This is a genomic window from Enterococcus ureilyticus (assembly GCF_001730315.1).
Lineage (GTDB): Bacteria > Bacillota > Bacilli > Lactobacillales > Enterococcaceae > Enterococcus_L > Enterococcus_L ureilyticus.
The window spans coordinates 82,696-102,995 of record NZ_MIKC01000006.1 but is presented as its reverse complement, the minus strand read 5'-3'; the positions used below and the strand labels follow the sequence as shown (position 1 = coordinate 102,995).

18 protein-coding genes and 1 pseudogene are annotated in these 20,300 nt (G+C 36.7%); 2 read left to right on the top strand and 17 right to left on the bottom strand.

Going from position 1 to position 20,300, the window contains the following annotated elements; all coding sequences use genetic code 11:
* Positions 1–1,290: 1,290 nt before the first annotated feature.
* A pseudogene (locus BCR24_RS04800) lies at positions 1,291–1,527 on the bottom strand (integrase core domain-containing protein); the annotation flags it as partial.
* Between the two features lie 563 nt (positions 1,528–2,090).
* On the bottom strand, positions 2,091–2,351 hold the full coding sequence (locus tag BCR24_RS04795) for a transposase (RefSeq protein ID WP_069639435.1): 261 nt from the start codon (positions 2,349–2,351) through the stop codon (positions 2,091–2,093).
* 157 nt (positions 2,352–2,508) lie between these two features.
* On the opposite strand from BCR24_RS04795, the gene BCR24_RS04790 reads away from it, so the two are divergent.
* Positions 2,509–2,907, top strand: coding sequence for a pyridoxamine 5'-phosphate oxidase family protein (locus BCR24_RS04790; RefSeq protein ID WP_069639428.1), 399 nt, complete (start codon positions 2,509–2,511; stop codon positions 2,905–2,907).
* Positions 2,908–3,320: 413 nt separating this feature from the next.
* On the opposite strand, the gene BCR24_RS04785 is transcribed toward BCR24_RS04790, so the two are convergent.
* From BCR24_RS04785 to BCR24_RS04755, 7 genes are all read right to left on the bottom strand, one after another.
* Entirely contained in the window at positions 3,321–4,097 is a 777-nt protein-coding gene (locus tag BCR24_RS04785) for a hypothetical protein (RefSeq protein ID WP_069639427.1), read from the bottom strand.
* Positions 4,087–4,635, bottom strand: a complete 549-nt coding sequence (locus BCR24_RS04780; RefSeq protein WP_069639426.1) for a sigma-70 family RNA polymerase sigma factor — start codon at positions 4,633–4,635, stop codon at positions 4,087–4,089. Before BCR24_RS04780 ends, BCR24_RS04785 begins: the two co-directional genes overlap by 11 nt.
* Positions 4,636–5,036: 401 nt before the next feature.
* Complete coding sequence (locus BCR24_RS04775; protein WP_069639425.1) at positions 5,037–6,359, bottom strand: LPXTG cell wall anchor domain-containing protein; 1,323 nt, start codon at positions 6,357–6,359, stop codon at positions 5,037–5,039.
* Between the two features lie 301 nt (positions 6,360–6,660).
* The gene (locus tag BCR24_RS04770) at positions 6,661–7,506 is read right to left on the bottom strand and encodes a VOC family protein (RefSeq protein ID WP_069639424.1); all 846 of its coding nucleotides are present in this window, start codon (positions 7,504–7,506) and stop codon (positions 6,661–6,663) included.
* 25 nt (positions 7,507–7,531) lie between these two features.
* Positions 7,532–8,128, bottom strand: coding sequence for a nitroreductase family protein (locus tag BCR24_RS04765; RefSeq protein ID WP_069639423.1), 597 nt, complete (start codon positions 8,126–8,128; stop codon positions 7,532–7,534).
* A 163-nt stretch (positions 8,129–8,291) separates the two neighbouring features.
* Positions 8,292–8,657: a DUF1304 domain-containing protein gene (locus tag BCR24_RS04760; protein WP_069639422.1), complete on the bottom strand. Its 366-nt coding sequence runs from the start codon at positions 8,655–8,657 to the stop codon at positions 8,292–8,294.
* 10 nt (positions 8,658–8,667) lie between these two features.
* Positions 8,668–9,306 carry a nitroreductase family protein gene (locus BCR24_RS04755; RefSeq protein ID WP_069639421.1) on the bottom strand — a complete coding sequence of 213 codons (639 nt, stop codon included), beginning with the start codon at positions 9,304–9,306 and terminating at the stop codon, positions 8,668–8,670.
* 112 nt (positions 9,307–9,418) lie between these two features.
* Here BCR24_RS04755 and BCR24_RS04750 point away from each other — a divergent pair, with 112 nt between their 5' ends.
* On the top strand, positions 9,419–9,718 hold the full coding sequence (locus BCR24_RS04750) for an ArsR/SmtB family transcription factor (RefSeq protein WP_239574219.1): 300 nt from the start codon (positions 9,419–9,421) through the stop codon (positions 9,716–9,718).
* Positions 9,719–9,752: 34 nt separating this feature from the next.
* Here BCR24_RS04750 and BCR24_RS04745 read toward each other — a convergent pair whose 3' ends face one another.
* The 8 genes from BCR24_RS04745 to kdpB form a co-directional block, all read right to left on the bottom strand.
* A complete protein-coding gene (locus BCR24_RS04745; protein ID WP_069639419.1) occupies positions 9,753–10,694 on the bottom strand; it encodes an NADP-dependent oxidoreductase in 942 nt (313 codons plus the stop codon).
* Between the two features lie 132 nt (positions 10,695–10,826).
* Positions 10,827–12,110, bottom strand: a complete 1,284-nt coding sequence (locus BCR24_RS04740) for an ABC transporter permease (protein ID WP_069639418.1) — start codon at positions 12,108–12,110, stop codon at positions 10,827–10,829.
* Positions 12,100–12,792 carry an ABC transporter ATP-binding protein gene (locus tag BCR24_RS04735; RefSeq protein ID WP_069639417.1) on the bottom strand — a complete coding sequence of 231 codons (693 nt, stop codon included), beginning with the start codon at positions 12,790–12,792 and terminating at the stop codon, positions 12,100–12,102. Before BCR24_RS04735 ends, BCR24_RS04740 begins: the two co-directional genes overlap by 11 nt.
* Before the next feature lie 243 nt (positions 12,793–13,035).
* The gene (locus BCR24_RS04730; protein ID WP_069639416.1) at positions 13,036–14,154 is read right to left on the bottom strand and encodes a glycerate kinase; all 1,119 of its coding nucleotides are present in this window, start codon (positions 14,152–14,154) and stop codon (positions 13,036–13,038) included.
* Between the two features lie 153 nt (positions 14,155–14,307).
* Positions 14,308–14,994: a response regulator transcription factor gene (locus BCR24_RS04725; RefSeq protein WP_069639415.1), complete on the bottom strand. Its 687-nt coding sequence runs from the start codon at positions 14,992–14,994 to the stop codon at positions 14,308–14,310.
* Positions 14,979–17,654, bottom strand: a complete 2,676-nt coding sequence (locus BCR24_RS04720; protein WP_069639414.1) for a sensor histidine kinase — start codon at positions 17,652–17,654, stop codon at positions 14,979–14,981. Before BCR24_RS04720 ends, BCR24_RS04725 begins: the two co-directional genes overlap by 16 nt.
* A 15-nt stretch (positions 17,655–17,669) precedes the next feature.
* On the bottom strand, positions 17,670–18,200 hold the full coding sequence (locus BCR24_RS04715) for a potassium-transporting ATPase subunit C (RefSeq protein ID WP_069639413.1): 531 nt from the start codon (positions 18,198–18,200) through the stop codon (positions 17,670–17,672).
* Positions 18,201–18,236: 36 nt separating this feature from the next.
* The gene (gene kdpB / locus BCR24_RS04710) at positions 18,237–20,297 is read right to left on the bottom strand and encodes a potassium-transporting ATPase subunit KdpB (protein ID WP_069639412.1); all 2,061 of its coding nucleotides are present in this window, start codon (positions 20,295–20,297) and stop codon (positions 18,237–18,239) included.
* Positions 20,298–20,300: the final 3 nt, after the last annotated feature.

Sequence of the window (20,300 nt, the reverse complement as noted above, 5' to 3'; positions counted from 1 at the left end):
GGCTGAATGAAGCTGACACGCCCCTGCTACACTGGTTGTGCTATTAATAAACAACTATAGCCTTCCTTTTGTAAAATACAGTTTGCTATCATTAGTTTAAATGATTGTAACTAAAAAGGGAAGACTCTTTGACATTATAGAATGAAGATAAGCACCTCGACGGGAACTCTAATTATTTGTAAAATATCCATTCCCAATAACGAATGTTTTTGGTATAGGTACATTTAAGAGAATCTGACACAATCATATTGTGTCAGATTTTACTATATACTTTTTTATTAACTTTAGAATGATACTTCGTAATAGTCCAAAGCTACAATAAATCCTTTTGCATCTAAATACTCATAAATATCCTTTACTTGATCCTCAGATATATGAAGCTTTATAATTCTTTCATTAATTGTGTGATATAAGTTCGTACATTCAACAACTATGTTAATTGTATGTATGCTAATTAAGCAAACAGTTTATCATAAATACTAAAAAGCTAATTATTTCCAACTCAAAAGAAAATAATATATACTATTTTTGTAAGTCAATTTATTTTTTGGGTCATGAACTCATTTGGGAGATTTTGCAGGTTCAACTCCTGCTTGGCCCTTATCTCTTGATTAGGTAGCTAAACAATTCTGTACTATCTGATTTTAGCGGAATAGTACTACAGTCTTCTTTGGTAATTAATTAGGCTCTATAATATATCACTCTTTCCTTAACCTAAAATCAATGCTTTTGGTATGGACACTTTTAAAAGAAACTGATACTGTAAAATATGTCAGTTTCTTTTATATTGATATTTGTGATTGTAACCTTTGATAGTCTACTAACATGATTCATGCAGCTATAATTTATCCGATTGATACTTTTGAGTGTCGATAGTATCGTTTGCAAGAAAAAAGCCTGGAACGTAACTCAAAAAATTATATTTCAGGCTCTCTTACTCTCATTTTATTTACATTAGGGAAGATCAATTAACTACTTTGATGAAATACTATCTATTTTCTCACTATTTTTTGTAAAACTTTCTTTTGCTTTATCTCCCCGAGAACCTTTTAGTGAATTTGGATCTAAGTCAATATCTTGGACACATTGTGGGAGACTTTTTTTGAAAAATGTCACTTCGAGAGTGTGCCATCGTTTCCCATAACCCTCAAACTCAAATGCATGACCGTTGTGGGAAGCGATGGCGAATGATACTCATGATTTTTTCGCAAAAAAAAATGGTAAGTGTAAAAGAATTAAGCGACTTTTTGAGCACGTCCCTTCATTTTTTGTGGCGTCACCGTGAATTCATTTGCGATTATAAAAGCCTTCTATATATTGAAATAATTTTGTCGAGGCTTTCTCAAAAGTTTGATAATATGTTTGATAGACTTCTTCTTTTTTCAGCGTAGCGTGAAATGATTCTATGCTTGCGTTATCATAGGGACAGCCTTCCCCACTAAATGAATGACGGATTTCCAATTCACCCAAGTGTGCCCCATAAGGGTCATTCGTGTATTGGCTGCCTATATCTGAATGAAGGATCAAGTCTTTTGTCACTTTTTGCGTCAAGATAACTTTGTCTAAGTTTTCTAAAAATGATTCCGTTTTCATTAATTTACCAAATGACCAAGCGATGATTTCTTAAAATGCAAATCTTGAAATGATGATAAATAGCACCAACCATCTTTTACGTGTGAATATAAGTGATATCTGTTACCCATTTTTGATTTAAACCTGTGGTTGAAAAATTACGTTTGAGAAGATTGTCACGTTCTTGAATAAGCTCGGCTGCTTTTGAAGGGCCAGACTGCTATATTTTGATAATAATCGATTGAATAAAGAATTGTCTCATTAAATTTCAAACTCGTTTTAAGCTGATCTTAATCTTTAGTTTGACAAGCTCCTTGTGAATTTTGGAAGCACCGTATCAGCGCCTAGAATCTAAATATATTTTTAGAGTTCTGTCGCTCAAGTCTTTATTTTCTTTTGCTCGATTCGATTCGGGTGAGTCGCCCATAATAGCTTGAGCGGGGAGTTCAAATAACTGGCAAGCTCTCGAAACATTTACCTCGCTTGATAAATGATGAATCGTTTCAAAAAGTGTCTTATCATTTATTTTTTGCGAATATGATTAAGACCTTTTTTAGGATGTTATTGTCTTCCTTAAGCTGAGCCATTTCTTTTTTCAACTTAAGAAATCCAGCCTCCGTAACGTCAGAATAGTCATTTGGAGTATAAAAATTAATCCATTTGTAAAAAGTTTGTGGTACCATCCCATATTCGTTTGCTAATTGTTCAACTGAGCTACCTGCGTGATAGAGGTCAACAATTGTTTGTTTGAATTCATCAGTAAATCGTTGATTTGCCATGTGAGACACGTCCTTTTCTCCTTAGGTATAATTTTACTAAATCGTATCCTTGATTTCATCCTAGCATCAATAAATTAAAAATATCTTTTAATTTATATAGGGTCTTTTTTCCCCTTTTTTTCTATGTTAAAATCATGATTCATATGGAGGGGAAACTATGGTAACTGCAGAAACTATTTTAGAACGTACACACGCATATGCTATTTCAACAATTAACGAAAATGGATTTCCAAAAACGTTGATTTTGCAATCGATTATGAGTCGATTCAGTTTTGTAACCTTGTATTTTTATTTAGATAAAAATACTGATATTGTCAAAGATATACAAGCCAATCCAAAAGCGACAATAGCTTGTTATGCTGAATTTGATGCTGGATACGTCACAACGCTTAACTTAAAAGGAACATTCACACTGGTTGAACTAGATGATATTACGAATTTATCGGAAGATTATAAGAGATATGATTCTAACTTGAGCTATGAGAATCCGTGTATTTTATTATTTGAAACACTAAGTTTTGATATAGAAAGATTAAAAAAGTATAGGGGCACATAAGGGTCTATACTTTCTGATGTTGGTGAGGAATTATCGACATCTTTTTTTATATAAAGTATCAGAAGGTCATCCAAATCAGAGGAAGTTCCAACAGCACTATTCCTTAAAGTGCCATCATTATTTTTGTCCAAAATTGCATCAATCAACGGATTGGGTCTATCATTCACAATCAAATCCAGCATAATTCTACTTAGTTATTATTTCAAAAAATAAAGATAAATAGTTTCATCTAAATATTGGATAAAAAATAATTTTTAGGATCCGCCAGCAAACTTCACCCTTTCTAATTTTTGATATTAAACCTCTTAATAAAAATTACACAACAAAATCTTCTGTTTTACATCATTCGTTTCTCTTACTTCTAAAAAGTCCTATAAACTTAATCTAGGTTAAAATTATTCACCTCATCCTTATTAATTCGGAACTATTTCTACAGCTTGTAAAATGAGTTGTCGGTCTTTTTTATGATCAAAATCATCGTGGGGAAACATTACTAGTAATCCATCCACTATCCTCAACTCCATATATGTTGGATCTGATTGTCTTTTCGAAGAGAATAACACTTGTTGCTCTAATATATTTCCTTGAATTTTATAAAGATGTTTATCTAACTCTTTATAGCGTTCAATCGGTTCATTCTTATCATCATAATATATAGTATCTGCTTCCGAGATTTCTTGACCCGTTCTGATATCTACAAATGACAGCAATAGCTCATTTGCGTTGAAGCGATGAATTACAACTTTTGAATCAACAATATCCATGAAGGGCTCACCTGAAATTGAATTCATTAAAGGTGCCCAGGCATGTGTCATTAGCAATTGTTGCGTCACTTCAGTCCCATCGATAAGCTTAATCGGCTTTATTGTCTCAGTACTTTCAGGGGCATGATTCGGTGTCTTGATGGTTACAGGTGCTGTTTCTTTGGTTTCCCCAGGTTCGACTTTCGTTAATTTCGCACCCAAAATAGCTGGAATATTGGCTAGTGCATCTACCATCGGTGTATGAATGATAATAATCATCGCTATAGCGGCTAGTGCAACGATTGGTATGAAGGGATAGATTCTTCTTTTTCTGCTACTTTTTTTTCCTAAGCGGATACCTTCTTCTATTGCTTGATATGTTTTATCTTTTGGAACCTGGATGGTTGAATTGATTTTAGTTATCACTTTTTTAGAATTATCTTTCAAAATAGTCGCCTCCTAAAATTGATTTCAATTTTTGCTTTCCTCTAAATAAATTCGTTTTTACAGTTCCCACTGGCACGTTTAAAATGTGACTGATTTCCTGAATCGATAAATCTTGGTAATAAAAAAGCTGCAAAACTTCCGTATATTTTTTATCAATCTTTTTGAAAGAATGAATTAAATCTAGCTCCTGTTCTAATTCATGTTTATTGTCCCCATTGATAATATCTTCTGAATAGTCTTCAATATTTACTTGCTTCACACTATTTGCTTTTTTTGCTAGTTTAGTTGCAACTCGTATCAATATTCGAATATACCATGTATAAAAATACTGCTCACTTTTTAATTTGGCTATTCCTTTGTATGCTTCGATCGTTGCTTCTTGAATAATATCAAGGATGTCTTGTTCAGAACTTGCATAATGATATGCGGTTCGATAAATATATTCATATTGTTCTTTCAAAAGTTTCTCAAATGCTGAATCATCCCCTTTTTTAGCTTTTTTCACTAAAGTTATTGTTTCAGTTGTCATTTTTACCATTAAATACGCTCCCTTCACTTTATTAGTGTATAAAACAAAGTCGGAAGTTTCACTTTATTTCATTATTTTATCTATGTATGCTCTGTTGCTTATGTTATATTGAGTCTGATTAAATTAAGAGTACTCATTTTATAGTGATCTGGTAAGAATCCCACTTCTCAAAATTATAGCTCTGCAGCCGTTCAACATACTTATTCAAAATATCAACCAGCTACTTATAAGTCTAGTAAACTTCTTAGATTCCTCATAGCTGCTATAAATTAGTTTGTCGTGCCATTTTGTACTTAACTGAAAACTTTAATTTTTTAGCTTTATAGGGTAGACAAAATAAAGAAGAATCATAGAGTACCTGATTCTCCTTTATATTTTCTATTTTGACCAATACACAACATTCTAGTATATTATAGACGATCTTTTCGTTTGAAAAATAGTAGGCTTGAAAGTAGCAACAGTCCAAACGTAAATAAGTGACTACTATTCTGTTCTCCCGTTTCAGGTAACCGATTAGCTGACAATGGGTTAGTGACGGTTTCACCTGCATTTTTTTGTTCTACTTTAGCTGTATTTAAGGATTGATATACAGGTTTTATGCTTGTGTTATTCGCGGTTAGCTTCTTCGTTTTTGTTTCTGCTTGTGGTTCAATTACAACAGGTGCTTCATACGTATACTCAAATAATGCACCATATCCACGAATCGCTTCTCTTAGCTCATGAAAAGTAATAGTAAAATTGGAGGTTTTGTTGTAAGTATATGTCAACCAATATTTATTATCTTTCAACTCATCATCTGCATCTTGTCCAATATAATCCCCTACACTAATGTAACCGTCATTATTTTTATAATAGAGAACGTTGTCTTTACTTGCGTAGAAATTTTTAATATTTGCATTATTATAAATATCTAAGTATTGATTATTGTCAATATCAGTAAAATTGAAAAATCCGGAAACTTGGGCTTGTAAACCAGTTAAATGATCCAAGAAATAGTAATTTGCCTTTAGATCTGACAGACCATACATAAAAATCCCAGTACTCTGTGGACCAATTGTAAGTCTAGGGTTCCAGCCAGCGTTATTGAATACTTGCATAAACGTCCAATCATCAAAAGAAATTTTTAAATCAATAACTTTGCCATCATAAGTCCCGACATTTTTATAGGTAACTGTGACTTTTCCCTTGCTATTTTCTTTCAAATAAAAGATATATTTCCCATCTGCAGTAACATGGTTTCCCTCAACAACTACTTGTGTTTTATCTGTAATTTGAGGCATGAAAGCATAATCTGAGGTAACTTTAGAATTTTCGATGTCCGTTATTGTATTTTCTTTATCTACTAATTTTCCATCATAATCAGGAATTGGTATCCCAAGTTCTGGCGAAATTGCATATGCTTGTGGTGTTGCTTTCACTTCGTTAGTAACTGCGGCAGCTTCATTTACAGTTTCTTGTTCAGTTCCTGATGTTTTTGTTTCTTCAACCTTAGCATCTTCCTGTTCGTTTTCTTGATCTACTATTTCTGTTTGCGCATTTTCACTTTCTGAATCTAAAAGTTCTGTATCTGTCGTTTCTTGTTCAATAAGTTCTACTTCAATTCCGTTTGTTTCCGAAGAAATATCCGAAATTGTATTATTATCCTCTACATGAACTTCTTCCCCATTAGCCGTCATTGGAATGCTCGAAGCCAATAGGACACCAACTGTTAATAAATGAATATACTTTTTCACCCTTAAATCCCTCCCATTTTTTATTCTAACTCATTATTACTAAAAATCAGTAATAACTCACTTATTGAAGTTTACCATAATAATTTACGATAATTTTTCATTTTAATTGTTATTATTTAAAAAAAATGAGAATATAGCTCTTTAAATGAGATATTTATGAGTTCAGCTAGGCTTTTTCGCTTTCAATAGATTTTATGACTCACAACTGTGAACATACTTTTTCTTCCAGTCTATCAAATCTAAAGTCTGCTCAAATAAAAAAAAGCCAACCTCAGCAATGAAGTTGACCTTTTATCTTATATTAGTATTCAAATTTGATCTGCATGCCGTTCGGATCTTGAATCGTTAGTTGTTCATTTTCATAGACATAAGCAATAGCTTGTTCGTTGAGTCGGTCGAGCAACGCATCTAGTGCCTCTTTAGACGGCAACTGAAACGTGTACCAAGCTAATCCTAACTGGTTTTCACTGATCAAAGCGTCATTGCGGCTATTCCAAGTATTCGTTCCAATATGATGATGATAGTCACCAGCAGCGAAAAATTTAGCACGTCCGCCAAAATTAGATTTTAAAGAGAACCCAAGTTGTTCGTAGAATTTCTCCGTCACAGCTAAATCAGCTACCTGTAAATGAACATGGCCGATTCGTGATCCTGGTACTAGTCCTAGCCATTGTCCATCAGACACAGCAACAACAGCATCCCCATCGAGCTCTTCAGTTACACCGATGATTTCTCCATTTGCACGAATATCCCACTCCGTTTTTGGTTTATCACGATAGATCTCGATCCCGTTACCTTCTGGATCTGTCAGATAGATCGCTTCACTATATCCGTGATCCGCAGCACCAATTTCATTATTATTTTGCAGCAACCACACTAAACTATTGCCTAAATCTTTGCGAGAAGGTAAGAGAAAAGCGGTGTGGTACAAGCCAGTCGTATTATTTTTCACGATAGGATCAATAAGTTCCTCTAGAATCATCATGGTTTCCGAAGAAGCTTGTGCACCTAAGAAAGTGGTGTTTTCCGTTTTATTTAGTAAAACAAGCCCAATCATTTTTGTATAAAAATCTGTCATTGCCTCTAAATTTTTAACTTTTAATTTTACTTGCTTTACGATTGTTTCTTCAGGTAATCTGCCCACCATACTTTTCTCCCCCATTTGCTCGTTATTAGTTAAATTCTAAGAAACGTGCGCTATCTTCCATGTATTCTTTTTCACCAGCAGGAGCTTCGATCGAACCGAAAACCAGTTGCGCTCTTAATTTCCATTGGCTTGGAATAGACCATTCTTTAGCTACCGCTTCATCAATTACTGGGTTGTAATGTTGTAAGTTTGCTCCAATATTTTCTTGTGCCAAGGCAGTCCAAACATTGGCTTGCGTTAAACCACTTGCTTGTTCTGACCAAACAGGGAAATTGTCTGCATATAATTCAAATTGTTCTTGTAGATTTTTTACGATATCCATATCTTCAAAGAATAGCAATGTTCCATATCCTGCTGCAAAGCTTTGCAATTTAGCTTGTGTATTTGGAAACGCTTCTGCAGGTGTTAAAGGTTTCAACGCTTCTTCTGTCATTGACCATAATTTTTTGTGTGCGTCGCCGAATAAGAAAACCACACGTTGTGTTTGTGAGTTAAAAGAAGTTGGACTTTCTCTAACGATCTCTTTTACTAAAGCGGTGATTTCTTCTTGTGATTGTGGTAGATTATCTCCTAAAGCGTAGATTGAACGGCGTTTTTTTAATGCTTGCATAAATTCTGTCATGTATAGTGCTCCTTTTCGTTTTCAATTAATTTTTAGATTACTGGTATAGTATATATCCTTACCAAAAGTAAGTAAAGTATTTAGACTTACTTTTTATAAGTTTTTTTCAGAATACAAAAAAAAGCCTAAGACAATGATTTTCTTGTCTTAAACTTTTCTTCATTTATCTAAAAATTAAAAGTGCTATGAACGTAATAATTGCTGGCACCCCTTGTTTTATCAAAATTGATTTAGAAGAAGTTAAGCCTCCATATACTGCGGCAACAATCACACAAATGATAAAAAACAGCACAACGCTCCAACTATTTGAAGCAAAAAATAGCCCCCATAAAATTCCAGTTGCTAAAAAACCATTGTATAGTCCTTGATTCTTAAATAACGTTTGCACTCTTGGATCATCCAAAAATTCCTTATCCAGACCAAAGCTACGCTGCGCACTTGTAGACGTAGTTTGAAACATTTCTAAATATAAAATGTAATAATGTTCAACTGCAACGATCATAGCTAAAATTAACGGAATGATATGCATGAGGTGCCTCCTACTTCCAAGTTGTGATATCAGCAGCAGGTAATCGGTATGAAGGGTAACCTTCTTCGTTCGCTTTCCCAATCGAAACGATCATCACAGGGTAATAACGTTCTTTATCCATATCCAATGCCTCCGCAATTTTCTCACGTTCGAATCCACCGATAGGGTTAGTATCGTAGCCATATGCACGAGCAACTAACATTAAGTTCATCCCAGCTAAAGCGCCATCGATAATCGCCATTTCTTTTTTATCTTCTGTCGCCATTTGTTCAAACAACGGACTTAACACTTCTAATTGACGATCTTTCACTTCTTGCGGCATCAAGTTTTGTTCAACAGCCGTTCCATAAATTTTTTCTGCATGTTCAAAACTATTCAGATCACCAAAAATCACGATCATCGCAGCAGATGTTTCATTTTGAACTTTATTAAAACGAACTAACGGCGCTAAAGCTGATTTCCCTTCATCGCTTGCAACTACCGCAAAACGCCATGGCTGCATATTGACCGATGACGGAGCTTTAACAGTATCATTGATGATTTGCGTCATTTCTTCCTGACTGATTTTAACAGTTGGGTCATAATTACGAATTGATCTTCTTTCGTTCATGATTTTTGAAAAATCATTTACTTTATATGTGTTAGACATGTTCGGTTCATACCTCTCTTTAGTTCGATTATTTTCGAACATTAAATATAGCACGCTCTCTTACATATGTAAAGTAGAATGTTTGTGTTATAATCTGTTTATGAAAAATAAAATGAGCGATACCAACGATGATCCTGTTCTTCAAGCATTACAAGCTGTTAGTGATCCGATCCGTTTAAATATCCTTACATGCCTGTTACGTGACGGAGAGAAACGCATTACTTCTGAAAAATATAATATTGTAAAATCAACTCTTTCTCATCATGTCAAACTACTTAAGGATGCTTATTTGATTCAAGAGATCAAAACGGGCACCACTAAAACCTATGTTTTGAATCATGACTACATCCAGCAAGAATTACCTGGCTTGTTAGAACTAATTCACTTTAGAGCAAGTAAATCAACGAAATAGACCATCCTCAACATGATGAGGATGGTCTATTTACTTAATCAGCCATCTTAATAACGATTTTACCTACGGCATGATGCGTTTCGCTTAAGGCATGGGCATCAAAAATTCCTTGCCTAGAAAAGGGAAACACTTCGCCAATCACCGAAACTACTTTTTTAGCGGCCATTAGATCGGCAATGTTTTGCAATTGCTTGCCATCGGGTTGTAGCCAGATGCTTTCCGCTTTGATATTTTTTTCTTTTGCTAAGTCTTCGCTTTCGATGCCAACAATTGAAATCAAGCGACCGGTATTTTGTTTGAGGACAGAAACGCTTGATTTTTGTACATCTCCACCCATTGTATCAAACACTAGATCAATATCTGTCAGTACTTCTGCAAAATTAGTCGTATGATAATCAATCACTTCATCCGCGCCAAGTTTCTCTAATAGTTCATGATTTTTTTTGCTGGCTGTTGTGATCACATAAGCTCCTGCTTGTTTTGCTAGTTGGATCGCATAGGTTCCAACTCCACCTGCACCGGCATGAATCAAAACTTTCTCTCCTTTTTGAAGATTCCCATGGTCAAAAAGTGCTTGCCAAGCTGTCAAACCTGCTAAAGGAACTGCAGCTGCTTCTTCAAAAGTTACATTCTCAGGAATTTTTGCTACTAAATGATCATCGACGATCGTCTCTTCAGCATAGGTTCCAAAACGAGTCGTTTCTGGACGAGCAAACACTTGGTCTCCAACCTTCCAATCTGTCACCTGACTACCTACTTCGGTAATCACACCAGCAACATCCCATCCTAAAATGATTGGAAAAGACCAATCCATCATTTGTTTCAAATAGCCTTCTCTTAATTTCCAGTCAATCGGATTGATTGATGTTGCATGCTCTTTAATCAATACTTGATTTTCTTTTAATTCAGGTAAGATCACATCTTGTTCTGTTAATTCTTCTTTTCCACCGTATTGATTGATGACAACTGCTTTCATATTTATGATTCCTCCGTCTTTTAAGTAAAATGTGAGTTTAGTATACTCCTTATTTTTGATTTAAGTAAAAAATATGCTTACAAAAAATAAGAACAAAACGTTAAACGTCTTGTTCTTACTGATTATTTAAGTTTATTCATAACGCAAGGATTCAATTGGATCTAACTTCGCTGCTCTTCTGGCAGGCAAGGTTCCTGCAAGGAACGCAATTCCCATGATTATAAGAATAATTACCGCAGATGAAGAAGCTGAAAATTGAAGCAACGTAAAGCCTGTCAAGGACTTTAAGAATGAATCAGCAGCGATTTGATTGATCAAAGCGCCTGCTCCGACTGCTCCTAAAATACCTAGAAGGGAACCTAAGAATCCAATCAAAGCCGCTTCTACACTGAAGATCGTAAAGACTTTTCCACTGCTTAGTCCCATGGCTTTCATTAAACCAATTTCCCTAGTCCGTTCTTGAACTGACATGTACAAGGTATTGATGATGCCAAAACTTGCTGCTAATAAGGCAATAGCGCCAAACATTGTTAGAACACCTGTGATAGCATTGATTACATTGCGGATCATACCGATTTGGTCTTCAACTGTTTGTCCCATATAACCTGCTTTGTCCAAACGTTCTTTAACGTCAGCGATCTCAGATTTAGTGACATCTTTGCTCATTTCGCCCATGATCAGGCCATATTGACCTTTCATCGTTTCTGGCAAGCCTTCTTCGTTAGCTTTTGAGATTTCATCAACGAGCGCATTATTTAATAAAGACATCCCACCTTGGATCAAGCTAGTGTTACGCACACCAACAATCGTCGCTTCAATTTCTTTCTCTTCTCCTGTTGCTGAAGAGCTTGCACCAATTTTAACGGTTTGACCAATTGCCTCTTCACTAGATTTGTATCCTAGTGATTTGACATATTCTGGTGCTAAATTGATTTGAAACTCTGAACTCTTTTGATCCGCAGCTTTACCTGCGTCAAGGTCCACATTTAAATCTTCTACCATTGGCATTGCTGAAAATACGTATTTTTCATTATTTTTTCCTGAAATATAGCTTGTCGCAACTGATTTCATCGCTTCCGCATTTTTGATTCCTTTGATTTCTTTGATTTTTTCTAAATCTTTGCTATCCAATGCTTCTTGTTGCTGCATCGAGCTTGATTTTTTATCTGCATCATACTTCGCCGGCTCACCGTCTTCACCAAAGCTGCCACTGATTTTAGGTTGGATCATGATTTGATTTTGACCACCAACGCTACCGACTTGTTTATCGATATAATCATTGACCCCAATATTTACACCTGTTGTAAGTGAAATTGTGAATGCTCCGATAAATATGGCAACAATCGTTAAGATCGTACGTCCTTTATTACGCATTAAATTTGAACTAGCTGATTTTAAGATATCACTAAATTTCATTTACTCGTCCCCCCCCTATGATCACGCCATCACGAACGTGGATTTGTCGATCACAACGTGCAGCCAGTTCTGGATCATGTGTGACAATGATCAACGTAATGCCTTTTTCTTTATTCAAATCAAATAGTAATTGCTCGATTTTATCCCCTGTAGTCGAGTCTAGATTTCCAGTAGGCTCATCTGCAAAAATGATTTTAGGGTTGTTTACCAAGGCACGAGCAATACACACTCGTTGTTTTTGTCCACCTGATAAATTATTGGCCTTATTATTGACTTTATCCTCTAATTCAACCGCTTTGAGTGCTTCTAACGCCATTTCTTTTCGTTTGCTATTTGAAATACCACCAATCTTCAATGGTAACATCACATTATTTAAAACGGTATCTTTAGGATTCATAAAAAATTGCTGAAACACAAACCCAAATTGCTTATTTCTTGTTTTATCTAATTCTTTTTTACTGATACTTGTCACATTTTGATCATTTAATAAAATTTCGCCCGAAGTAGGCTTATCTAATAATGCTAAAATATGCATAAATGTTGATTTTCCCGAACCACTTTTCCCGATGATCGCAACGGATTCTCCTGCTTCGATTTTCAAATCTACACCTTTTAAGGCATCAAATCTTGATTCGTTACGACCGTAACTTTTTTTGATATTTCTTGCTTCGATTACAGACATGTTATCCCTCCATGGATTCTATTTACTCGCAACTGTTTCCCAGTCATTTTTTTATTTTTGTTCGCCCTTTTTCATTTTACATCCTCCTTTTCTATTCATTTTGAGGGAAGAACTAACTTTTGTCATGGTACTAGAGACCTATATATGAGATGAATCCGCTTACAATAAAAACAGTATCAATTTCCCGAAATGGCTAATTGATACTGTTTACCAAACAAATATATAACATATTTTTTGTTTTAATTACTTTACTAACGTCATTAATATACTCGTTCTTCTTACTGCATTATAAAGATTTTTATCCGCATTTTTTAGCGCTTCATCTAGTGTAGTGATTTGATCAATGATTGGAACAATTACCGAAATTCCTTCATTATAAAATAGTTCAGGTTCACCTTTGACACTTCCAACAAAAGCGATCACAGGTACATTATATTTCTTAGCTATTCGTCCAATTCCTACTGGCACTTTCCCTTGGAGACTCTGGCTATCCATCTTCCCTTCACCAGTGATGACTAAATCAGCGTGCTTGATCATGGTTTCTAAGCCTGTTTGTTCCGAAATAAACTCGAATCCTGAGCAGACGATGCCATCTAAAAATAGTCGGATAGCAAATCCAATGCCACCTGCCGCGCCGTCTCCTTTGAATACATTGTTGGTTGTACCAATAATTTTCTGATAATGGCTCATTTCTTTTTCATAGCTTTCCAACTCGTTTTTGTGCAACCCTTTTTGTTCACCAAACATCTGGACTGCACCGGTTCTCCCAATTAATGGGCTGTCTACATCGGAGGCAATGTAGACAGTCACTGTCGCTAATCTAGGATCTAATTTTTCACTATCGATACGAGTAATTTTCCCCAAGCTACTTCCTATAGGAGGTAGTAGCTGGTTTTTTGCATCAAAAAAGAGAACGCCTAAGGCACTTAGTAATCCGATACCGCCATCAATAGTCCCGGTTCCGCCTAACCCTACAACAATTGTCTCAGCCCCCTGCTCAAGAGCTGCTAACATCATTTCGCCGGTACCATAAGAGGAGGTATTTGAAGGGTGTGTCCGCTTGCTACCATCCAAAAATTGAATGCCCGATGCAGCAGCTGACTCGATTACCGCTAGCTTCTCAGAAGGTAGCCAAGCAAAATCGGCTGTGACGAGTTGGTCATTTAAGGCTCGTACTTGTACTGATATTTTTTGAGCGTCATTGTTTTTAATAACTGCTGCCACTGTTCCTTCTCCTCCATCAGCGATGGCCACTTCTTTGACCGAGTGATCGTTAGCAGTAAAAACATTGGCAATTATTTGATTGGCTTCAATACTTGTTAGTGAACCTTTCATGGAATCGACTGCTGTGACAATTTTCATATTCAACACCCTTTCGTCCGTTAATCGTCCTCACGTTCTTTGCTTTATTTTACCATCCTTTGGCATTTAAGAGAGTCAATAAGAACTAAATCCTATATCAAAAAAATAGGTTAAGAGCAAAACGTTGTCTGTTTTGTCTTAACCTACACTTGACTATTTTTCCAGCATACGGTAACCAATGCCAATTTCTGTCATAATAAACTCGGGCTCAACTGGATTATCTTCGATTTTTTTTCGAATGTTGGACATGTTAACTCTAAGCGTTTGGCTTTCATTGCTATAGGGTCCCCAAACTTTTTGTGAAATATACGTGTGGGTAAGCACTTTGCCGATATTTTCACCTAAAACTTGAATGATCTTATATTCATTTGGGGTTAGATGAATCTCTTTCCCTTGTTTGCTGACTGTATGATGCTCAATATCAATACATAATTCACCATTAATGATTTTTTTTATTTCTGTCTGAGAACCAGCGTTACTTACAGCATGTCTTAATGCCGTTCTGATTCTAGCTAGTAATTCAGGTGTACCAAAAGGTTTGGTAATGTAATCATCTGCGCCCAAATCTAAGGCTTCGACTTTATTGTTTTCGTGATCACGTGCTGAAATAATAATGATCGGTACAGAGGAGGTTTCGCGAATTTTTTTCAACACCTCGATTCCATCTTGATCTGGTAATCCTAAATCAAGTAAAATTAGATCTATTGACCACATTCTAAAAGTCGATAAGCCTTCCAATGCTGAATGAGCTAAATGGATGGTATGTTTTTCTTTTGCTAACACTGCGCCCATAAACTCGGCAATCACATCATCATCTTCAATGATCAAAATCGTTGCCATTCTCTTTGCTCCTTTCGCTCCAATGGTAAGGTGAATGTAAAAATTGCGCCGCCTTGTGCTCTATTTCCAGCATGAAGCGTGCCATCATGAGCTAAAATGATCGTTTTCACAATAGACAAGCCGATGCCCATCCCACTCTTGGAATCAACAGGTGTACTTTGCTTGGTCATGCCATTAAACAATAGTTGCAATTGTTCTGCGGTCAATCCCTTACCTTGGTCAGCGACTTCAAACTTGATAGCTTTTTCAATTAATGAAACCGTTACAAAAATCGGTGACTCGCTGTGGGAATGGCGAATTGCATTTTCCATTAAATTGAATAATACTTGCTCAATCAGGATTGAATCCATTGGCACTAACACAAATTCATCCGGCAAGGTCACCTTGATTTCACTTTTCGGATAACTTTTCCTGATCCGCTGAATGGCTGTGGACACAACTTCTTCCGCTGCTTCTTTGCTTTTAGCAACTTTCATGGTTTCTTCATTGATCCGAGTGATTGATAATAAATTTTCGACCATTCGGATCAACCAATCTGCGTCGTCTTTGATCCCAATCAAGAGCTTGCGTTTCGTTTCCTCAGCTAACTTGCTTGCGCCATTGTCATCTAAGATCGTTTCAACTGAGCCAGAGATTCCAGTAAGCGGCGTCCGTAAATCATGAGAAATTGCCCGTAATAAGTTGCCACGCATTCGTTCTTTTTCACTTTCAAATAAAATCTGCTGACGCTCTGAGGTCAATTTATTTTGTTCGATCGCTAAAGCCAGTTGAGTCGAAATCAATTCTAAGAAGGTAATGATTTCATCTGTGATCGGATTCTCTTTACTTTTTTCGATCCCAATCACAGCTAGTGTTATTCCGTTAGACAAAACGGGTAAATATAATGCTTTTGCCCCCATTAATGTATCGGTTCCATAACCAGCTTCTTTTTGATTCACAAAAACCCAATTTGCAACCGCTAACTCTTCTAAACTTCTTAATGGTCCTTTAATCGGTGCCCCAATGGGATTTTTGACGTCTTCTTCACCATATAAAAGGACCTCTCTATCCAACATATTCGATAAATAGTCAGCGGTTGTTGCCAATATTTCTTTTTGATCATGTGTCACAAGGTATTTTTTATTCAGTTCATACAAAATTTCTAATTGATGCTCCCGTTTCATTGCATAAAAAGCTTGTTTTTTGATCTGCATCATTAAATTACTCACTAACAATGCCACTAAAAGCATGAAAATCAACGTCACTGGATAGCCTTGTTTATACACAGTCAATGAAAATAATGGTTCCACAAAGAACCAATTAAACATTAGTACACTGGCGATCGAAGCAATAGCGGCCCACAAATACCCTGTTGTAATACGTGCCACAAGCAAAACAAAGAGAATATAAATCAAAATCAGGTTTTGATCCCCAATATGATAATATAATCCTAGTTCAGAAAGCAACGTGGCAACTATGAGTAGGCCTGATGTCATGTAAAAATCTTTCCAAGTGAAAATACTCTGTAACTTTTTTTTCTTTACAGCGTAGTTATTAAGCAAGTATTTATTTGATTGATACGAAACCAAGTGAATATCCACCTCTGGAATAAGAGCCACAAGTTCATCTTCTAAGTCCGGTCGATATAAGCGGAGAAAGCGCGAGCGTTTGATTATTTTGCCCATTACTAAATCTGTAACGCCACGCATTTTCACGTACTGTACGATTGTTTCTCGTTGATTATCACTTTCTAACGTAACAACTTCCCCGCCAAGTTTAGCTGCTAATTTTGAATTATCCGACTCTGAATGTTCAGACATGTCTTCTAAAATTTCTAATGCGATCCACTCGGTTCCTAAGGCTTGCGCTAAACGAGCTGTCCAACGTAGACATTTCTTAGTCATATCAGGATTTTTTTCATCAATGATCGTTAACAGCTTAGAATGGATGCCAGTGTTTTTTTGCGTTTCTTGTTGATTCGTTGTATTGATATGGTCCGATGCTTTGCGAATCGCTAGACCACGTAATAAGGTCAGATTGTCTACCTTAAAAAAGTTAGCCATCGCTTTTTTAGCATTTTCTGAATGATAGATTTTCCCTTGCTTCAGTCGTTCTAACAATTCTTCTGTTTCGATGTCCACCACTTTCAATGCTCTCGTTTCAAAAAAAGTGTCTGGTACCGTTTCAGAAATGTGTACCCCTGTCACTTGTTCAACTATGTCATTTAAGCTTTCGATATGCTGAACATTCACCGTTGTATAGACATCGATCCCAGCCTTTAGCAATTCTTCAATATCTTGATATCTTTTTCTATTTCTAGCACCAATCGCATTCGTATGGGCCAATTCATCTACCAAAATAATCTCCGGTTTTGTTTGTAACGCTGCCTCCACATCAAATTCATTGATCATAATGCCTTTATATTCGTATTGTTTGGTAGGCAATACAGGCAAACCCGACACTAATGCTTCTGTTTCTGGGCGGGCGTGTGGCTCTACATAGCCGATCAAAACCGTTTTGCCTTCTGCTTGCTGCTCATGTGCTTCTTTTAGCATCGCATAGGTTTTACCTACTCCTGCCGCATAACCGAAGAAAACCTTCAGTCGTCCAGACCTCAGGTTTTGTTCGGTGTTCTTCCATTTTGCTAATAGTTGTTCTGGATCTAAACGTTGTTCTTCCATTTTTTGCGCCACCTTTTATTCCGACTCATCTAACGTATGATTGACGCCTAAAACATTCACGCGTTGTGAATCAACAGGTCCAATTTTAAGTCCAGTGATATTTTGTTTGATTATAGCACGGACTTCGCTATTTTTCATGTTCCTAGCGGCAGCAATCCGTTCAACCTGTATCATCGCGCCTGGAATTGATATTTCAGGATCGACACCACTGGCAGAAGCGGTAACTAACTCAATGGGGACTTCTTTCACATCAGCCTTTTGAACTCGTTTTTCCACACGCTTCTGTTGTTCTTTAGACACGGGAGATAGTTGGCTGACTTGATCGGGACGACCATGTAAATAGTTTGCTCCTGTAAAAGGTTGTCCAATCAATACTGAACCTATTATGCTCGTTTTCCCTGTTTCTTGTTTCTTGATTAAACTACCATTTGCTTGTATTGGAAATAGTAGTTGACCAACAGCTGTAACAGCTGCGGTATAAAGCACACCGCAGAGTAGGGTGAATAATAGAATACTTTTTAGTGAAGCAATCATTATTTTTTTCATCGTTTTCTTCTCCTATTTGATAACTTAATCACCAGTTTAATACAATATAAGCGACAAGATGATGTCGATCAATTTAATTGCGATAAATGGTGCGACGACACCACCTAATCCGTAGACGAGTAAATTGTGACGTAATATTTGACTAGCCGGTTTTTCTTTGTAGGATACTCCTTTTAACGCTAAGGGAATCAAGGCTACAATAATCAGGGCATTGTAAATGATCGCAGATAAAATAGCTGTTGTCGGATTCGTTAGTTTCATAATATTCAATGCTTCTAAAGCAGGATAAATACTGAAAAACAAGACGGGAATGATCGCAAAATACTTGGCAATATCATTGGCAATACTAAAGGTCGTCAACGCACCGCGCGTCATCAATAATTGTTTTCCAATTTTGACAATGCTGATCAATTTTGTGGGACTAGAATCTAGATCAATCATGTTTCCTGCTTCTTTGGCGGCTTGGGTACCTGTATTCATGGCAACGGCAACATCAGCTTGTGCCAGTGCCGGTGCATCATTTGTTCCGTCACCTGTCATAGCCACTAGATGTCCTTTTTCTTGATAGTCGCGAATCAAGCTCATTTTATTTTCTGGTGTGGCCTCCGCTAGAAAATCGTCCACACCTGCTTCTGCTGCGATTGCGGCAGCGGTCATTGGATTGTCCCCTGTGATCATGATCGTTTTGATTCCCATTTTACGCATATCTTCAAATTTTTCTTTAACACCGTTTTTCACGATATCCTTTAAATAGATTACGCCAAGCACTTGGTTGTTTTTAACAACGACTAAGGGGGTACCCCCTTCGTTTGCTACTTTTTGTACGATCGAATCACATTCTTCAGGATAAGGCTGGCCATTTTCTTCCACATATTTTTTCATCGTGTCAGCGGCCCCCTTCCGGATTTCAGCTCCTTGATAGTTGATTCCGCTCATTCTCGTCTTAGCGGTAAATTCAATGAATTCAACCTCAACATGATTTAACTCACGACCACGAATATTAAATTTTTCTTTCGCTAGAATCACAATACTACGTCCCTCAGCCGTTTCATCTGCTAAGGAAGATAATTGTGACGCATCGGCTAAGTCGTATTCACTTACACCTGTAACGGGTATAAATTCACTTGCCCGACGGTTGCCTAAGGTGATTGTTCCAGTTTTATCTAATAATAAAATATCGACATCTCCTGCCGCTTCAATGGCACGTCCACTCATGGCAATCACATTCTCTTTATTTAAGCGACTCATTCCTGCAATCCCAATCGAAGATACTAAAGCTCCGATCGTAGTAGGTGCTAAACACACTAATAACGCAATGATCGTCGTCAAAGTCAATGCTGAACCATTTCCAACGAGCTCACTAGAAAATTGAGTAAAGGGCAACAATGTCGCTGAAACGACTAAGAAAATGATCGTCAACATGATCAAAATGATTTGTAGACCAATTTCATTTGGTGTTTTTTTCCGTTCTGTTCCTTCTACCATAGAAATCATTTTATCTAAGAAGGATTCACCATTTTCAGCGGTCACTTTGATCACTAAATAATCTGAGACAACAGTTGTGCCTCCTGTTACGGCACTGCGGTCACCACCGGATTCTCTGATCACTGGTGCTGATTCTCCTGTAATAGCACTCTCATCGACTGAAGCTGCACCATCGATCACATCGCCGTCCATCGGGATTTGTTCGTTGACCGCTACGTATACAAGATCGCCCTTTTTCAACTCTGACGACTTGATTTGAGTAAACTTTTTGTTTGCAACATCTTCTAACGATGTCACCTGATATGCTATAACCTCTTTTTTAGCTTGTTTTAAACTTTCCGCTTGCGCTTTTCCTCGTCCTTCTGCGATTGCTTCCGCAAAGTTAGCGAATAAAATCGTCAACCATAATATGATTGCAATCGCTAGGATAAAGAAAGGTTCAGCGTCATTATGGCCAGCAAATGTTAGAACATAGAGAACGGTTGTCAAGATTGCCCCTAAATAAACGACTAACATCACTGGATTTTTTAGTTGAATGGTTGGCGCAAGTTTTTTAAAAGAGGCTTGAATCGCCTCTTGATAAACATTGCGTTTACTTTGTGTATTTTTCACTAT

What these genes read in the sequence shown, in the direction of transcription:
- BCR24_RS04720 (WP_069639414.1), bottom strand. Translation starts at nt 17,654, where the DNA reads ATGGAAGAACAACGTTTAGATCCAGAACAACTATTAGCAAAATGGAAG.
- BCR24_RS04725 (WP_069639415.1), bottom strand. Translation starts at nt 14,994, where the DNA reads ATGGCAACGATTTTGATCATTGAAGATGATGATGTGATTGCCGAGTTT.
- BCR24_RS04750 (WP_239574219.1), top strand. Translation starts at nt 9,419, where the DNA reads ATGAGCGATACCAACGATGATCCTGTTCTTCAAGCATTACAAGCTGTT.
- BCR24_RS04745 (WP_069639419.1), bottom strand. Translation starts at nt 10,694, where the DNA reads ATGAAAGCAGTTGTCATCAATCAATACGGTGGAAAAGAAGAATTAACA.
- BCR24_RS04735 (WP_069639417.1), bottom strand. Translation starts at nt 12,792, where the DNA reads ATGTCTGTAATCGAAGCAAGAAATATCAAAAAAAGTTACGGTCGTAAC.
- BCR24_RS04740 (WP_069639418.1), bottom strand. Translation starts at nt 12,110, where the DNA reads ATGAAATTTAGTGATATCTTAAAATCAGCTAGTTCAAATTTAATGCGT.
- BCR24_RS04765 (WP_069639423.1), bottom strand. Translation starts at nt 8,128, where the DNA reads ATGACAGAATTTATGCAAGCATTAAAAAAACGCCGTTCAATCTACGCT.
- BCR24_RS04795 (WP_069639435.1), bottom strand. Translation starts at nt 2,351, where the DNA reads ATGGCAAATCAACGATTTACTGATGAATTCAAACAAACAATTGTTGAC.
- BCR24_RS04715 (WP_069639413.1), bottom strand. Translation starts at nt 18,200, where the DNA reads ATGAAAAAAATAATGATTGCTTCACTAAAAAGTATTCTATTATTCACC.
- BCR24_RS04760 (WP_069639422.1), bottom strand. Translation starts at nt 8,657, where the DNA reads ATGCATATCATTCCGTTAATTTTAGCTATGATCGTTGCAGTTGAACAT.
- BCR24_RS04790 (WP_069639428.1), top strand. Translation starts at nt 2,509, where the DNA reads ATGGTAACTGCAGAAACTATTTTAGAACGTACACACGCATATGCTATT.
- BCR24_RS04730 (WP_069639416.1), bottom strand. Translation starts at nt 14,154, where the DNA reads ATGAAAATTGTCACAGCAGTCGATTCCATGAAAGGTTCACTAACAAGT.
- BCR24_RS04755 (WP_069639421.1), bottom strand. Translation starts at nt 9,306, where the DNA reads ATGTCTAACACATATAAAGTAAATGATTTTTCAAAAATCATGAACGAA.
- BCR24_RS04770 (WP_069639424.1), bottom strand. Translation starts at nt 7,506, where the DNA reads ATGGTGGGCAGATTACCTGAAGAAACAATCGTAAAGCAAGTAAAATTA.
- BCR24_RS04780 (WP_069639426.1), bottom strand. Translation starts at nt 4,635, where the DNA reads ATGGTAAAAATGACAACTGAAACAATAACTTTAGTGAAAAAAGCTAAA.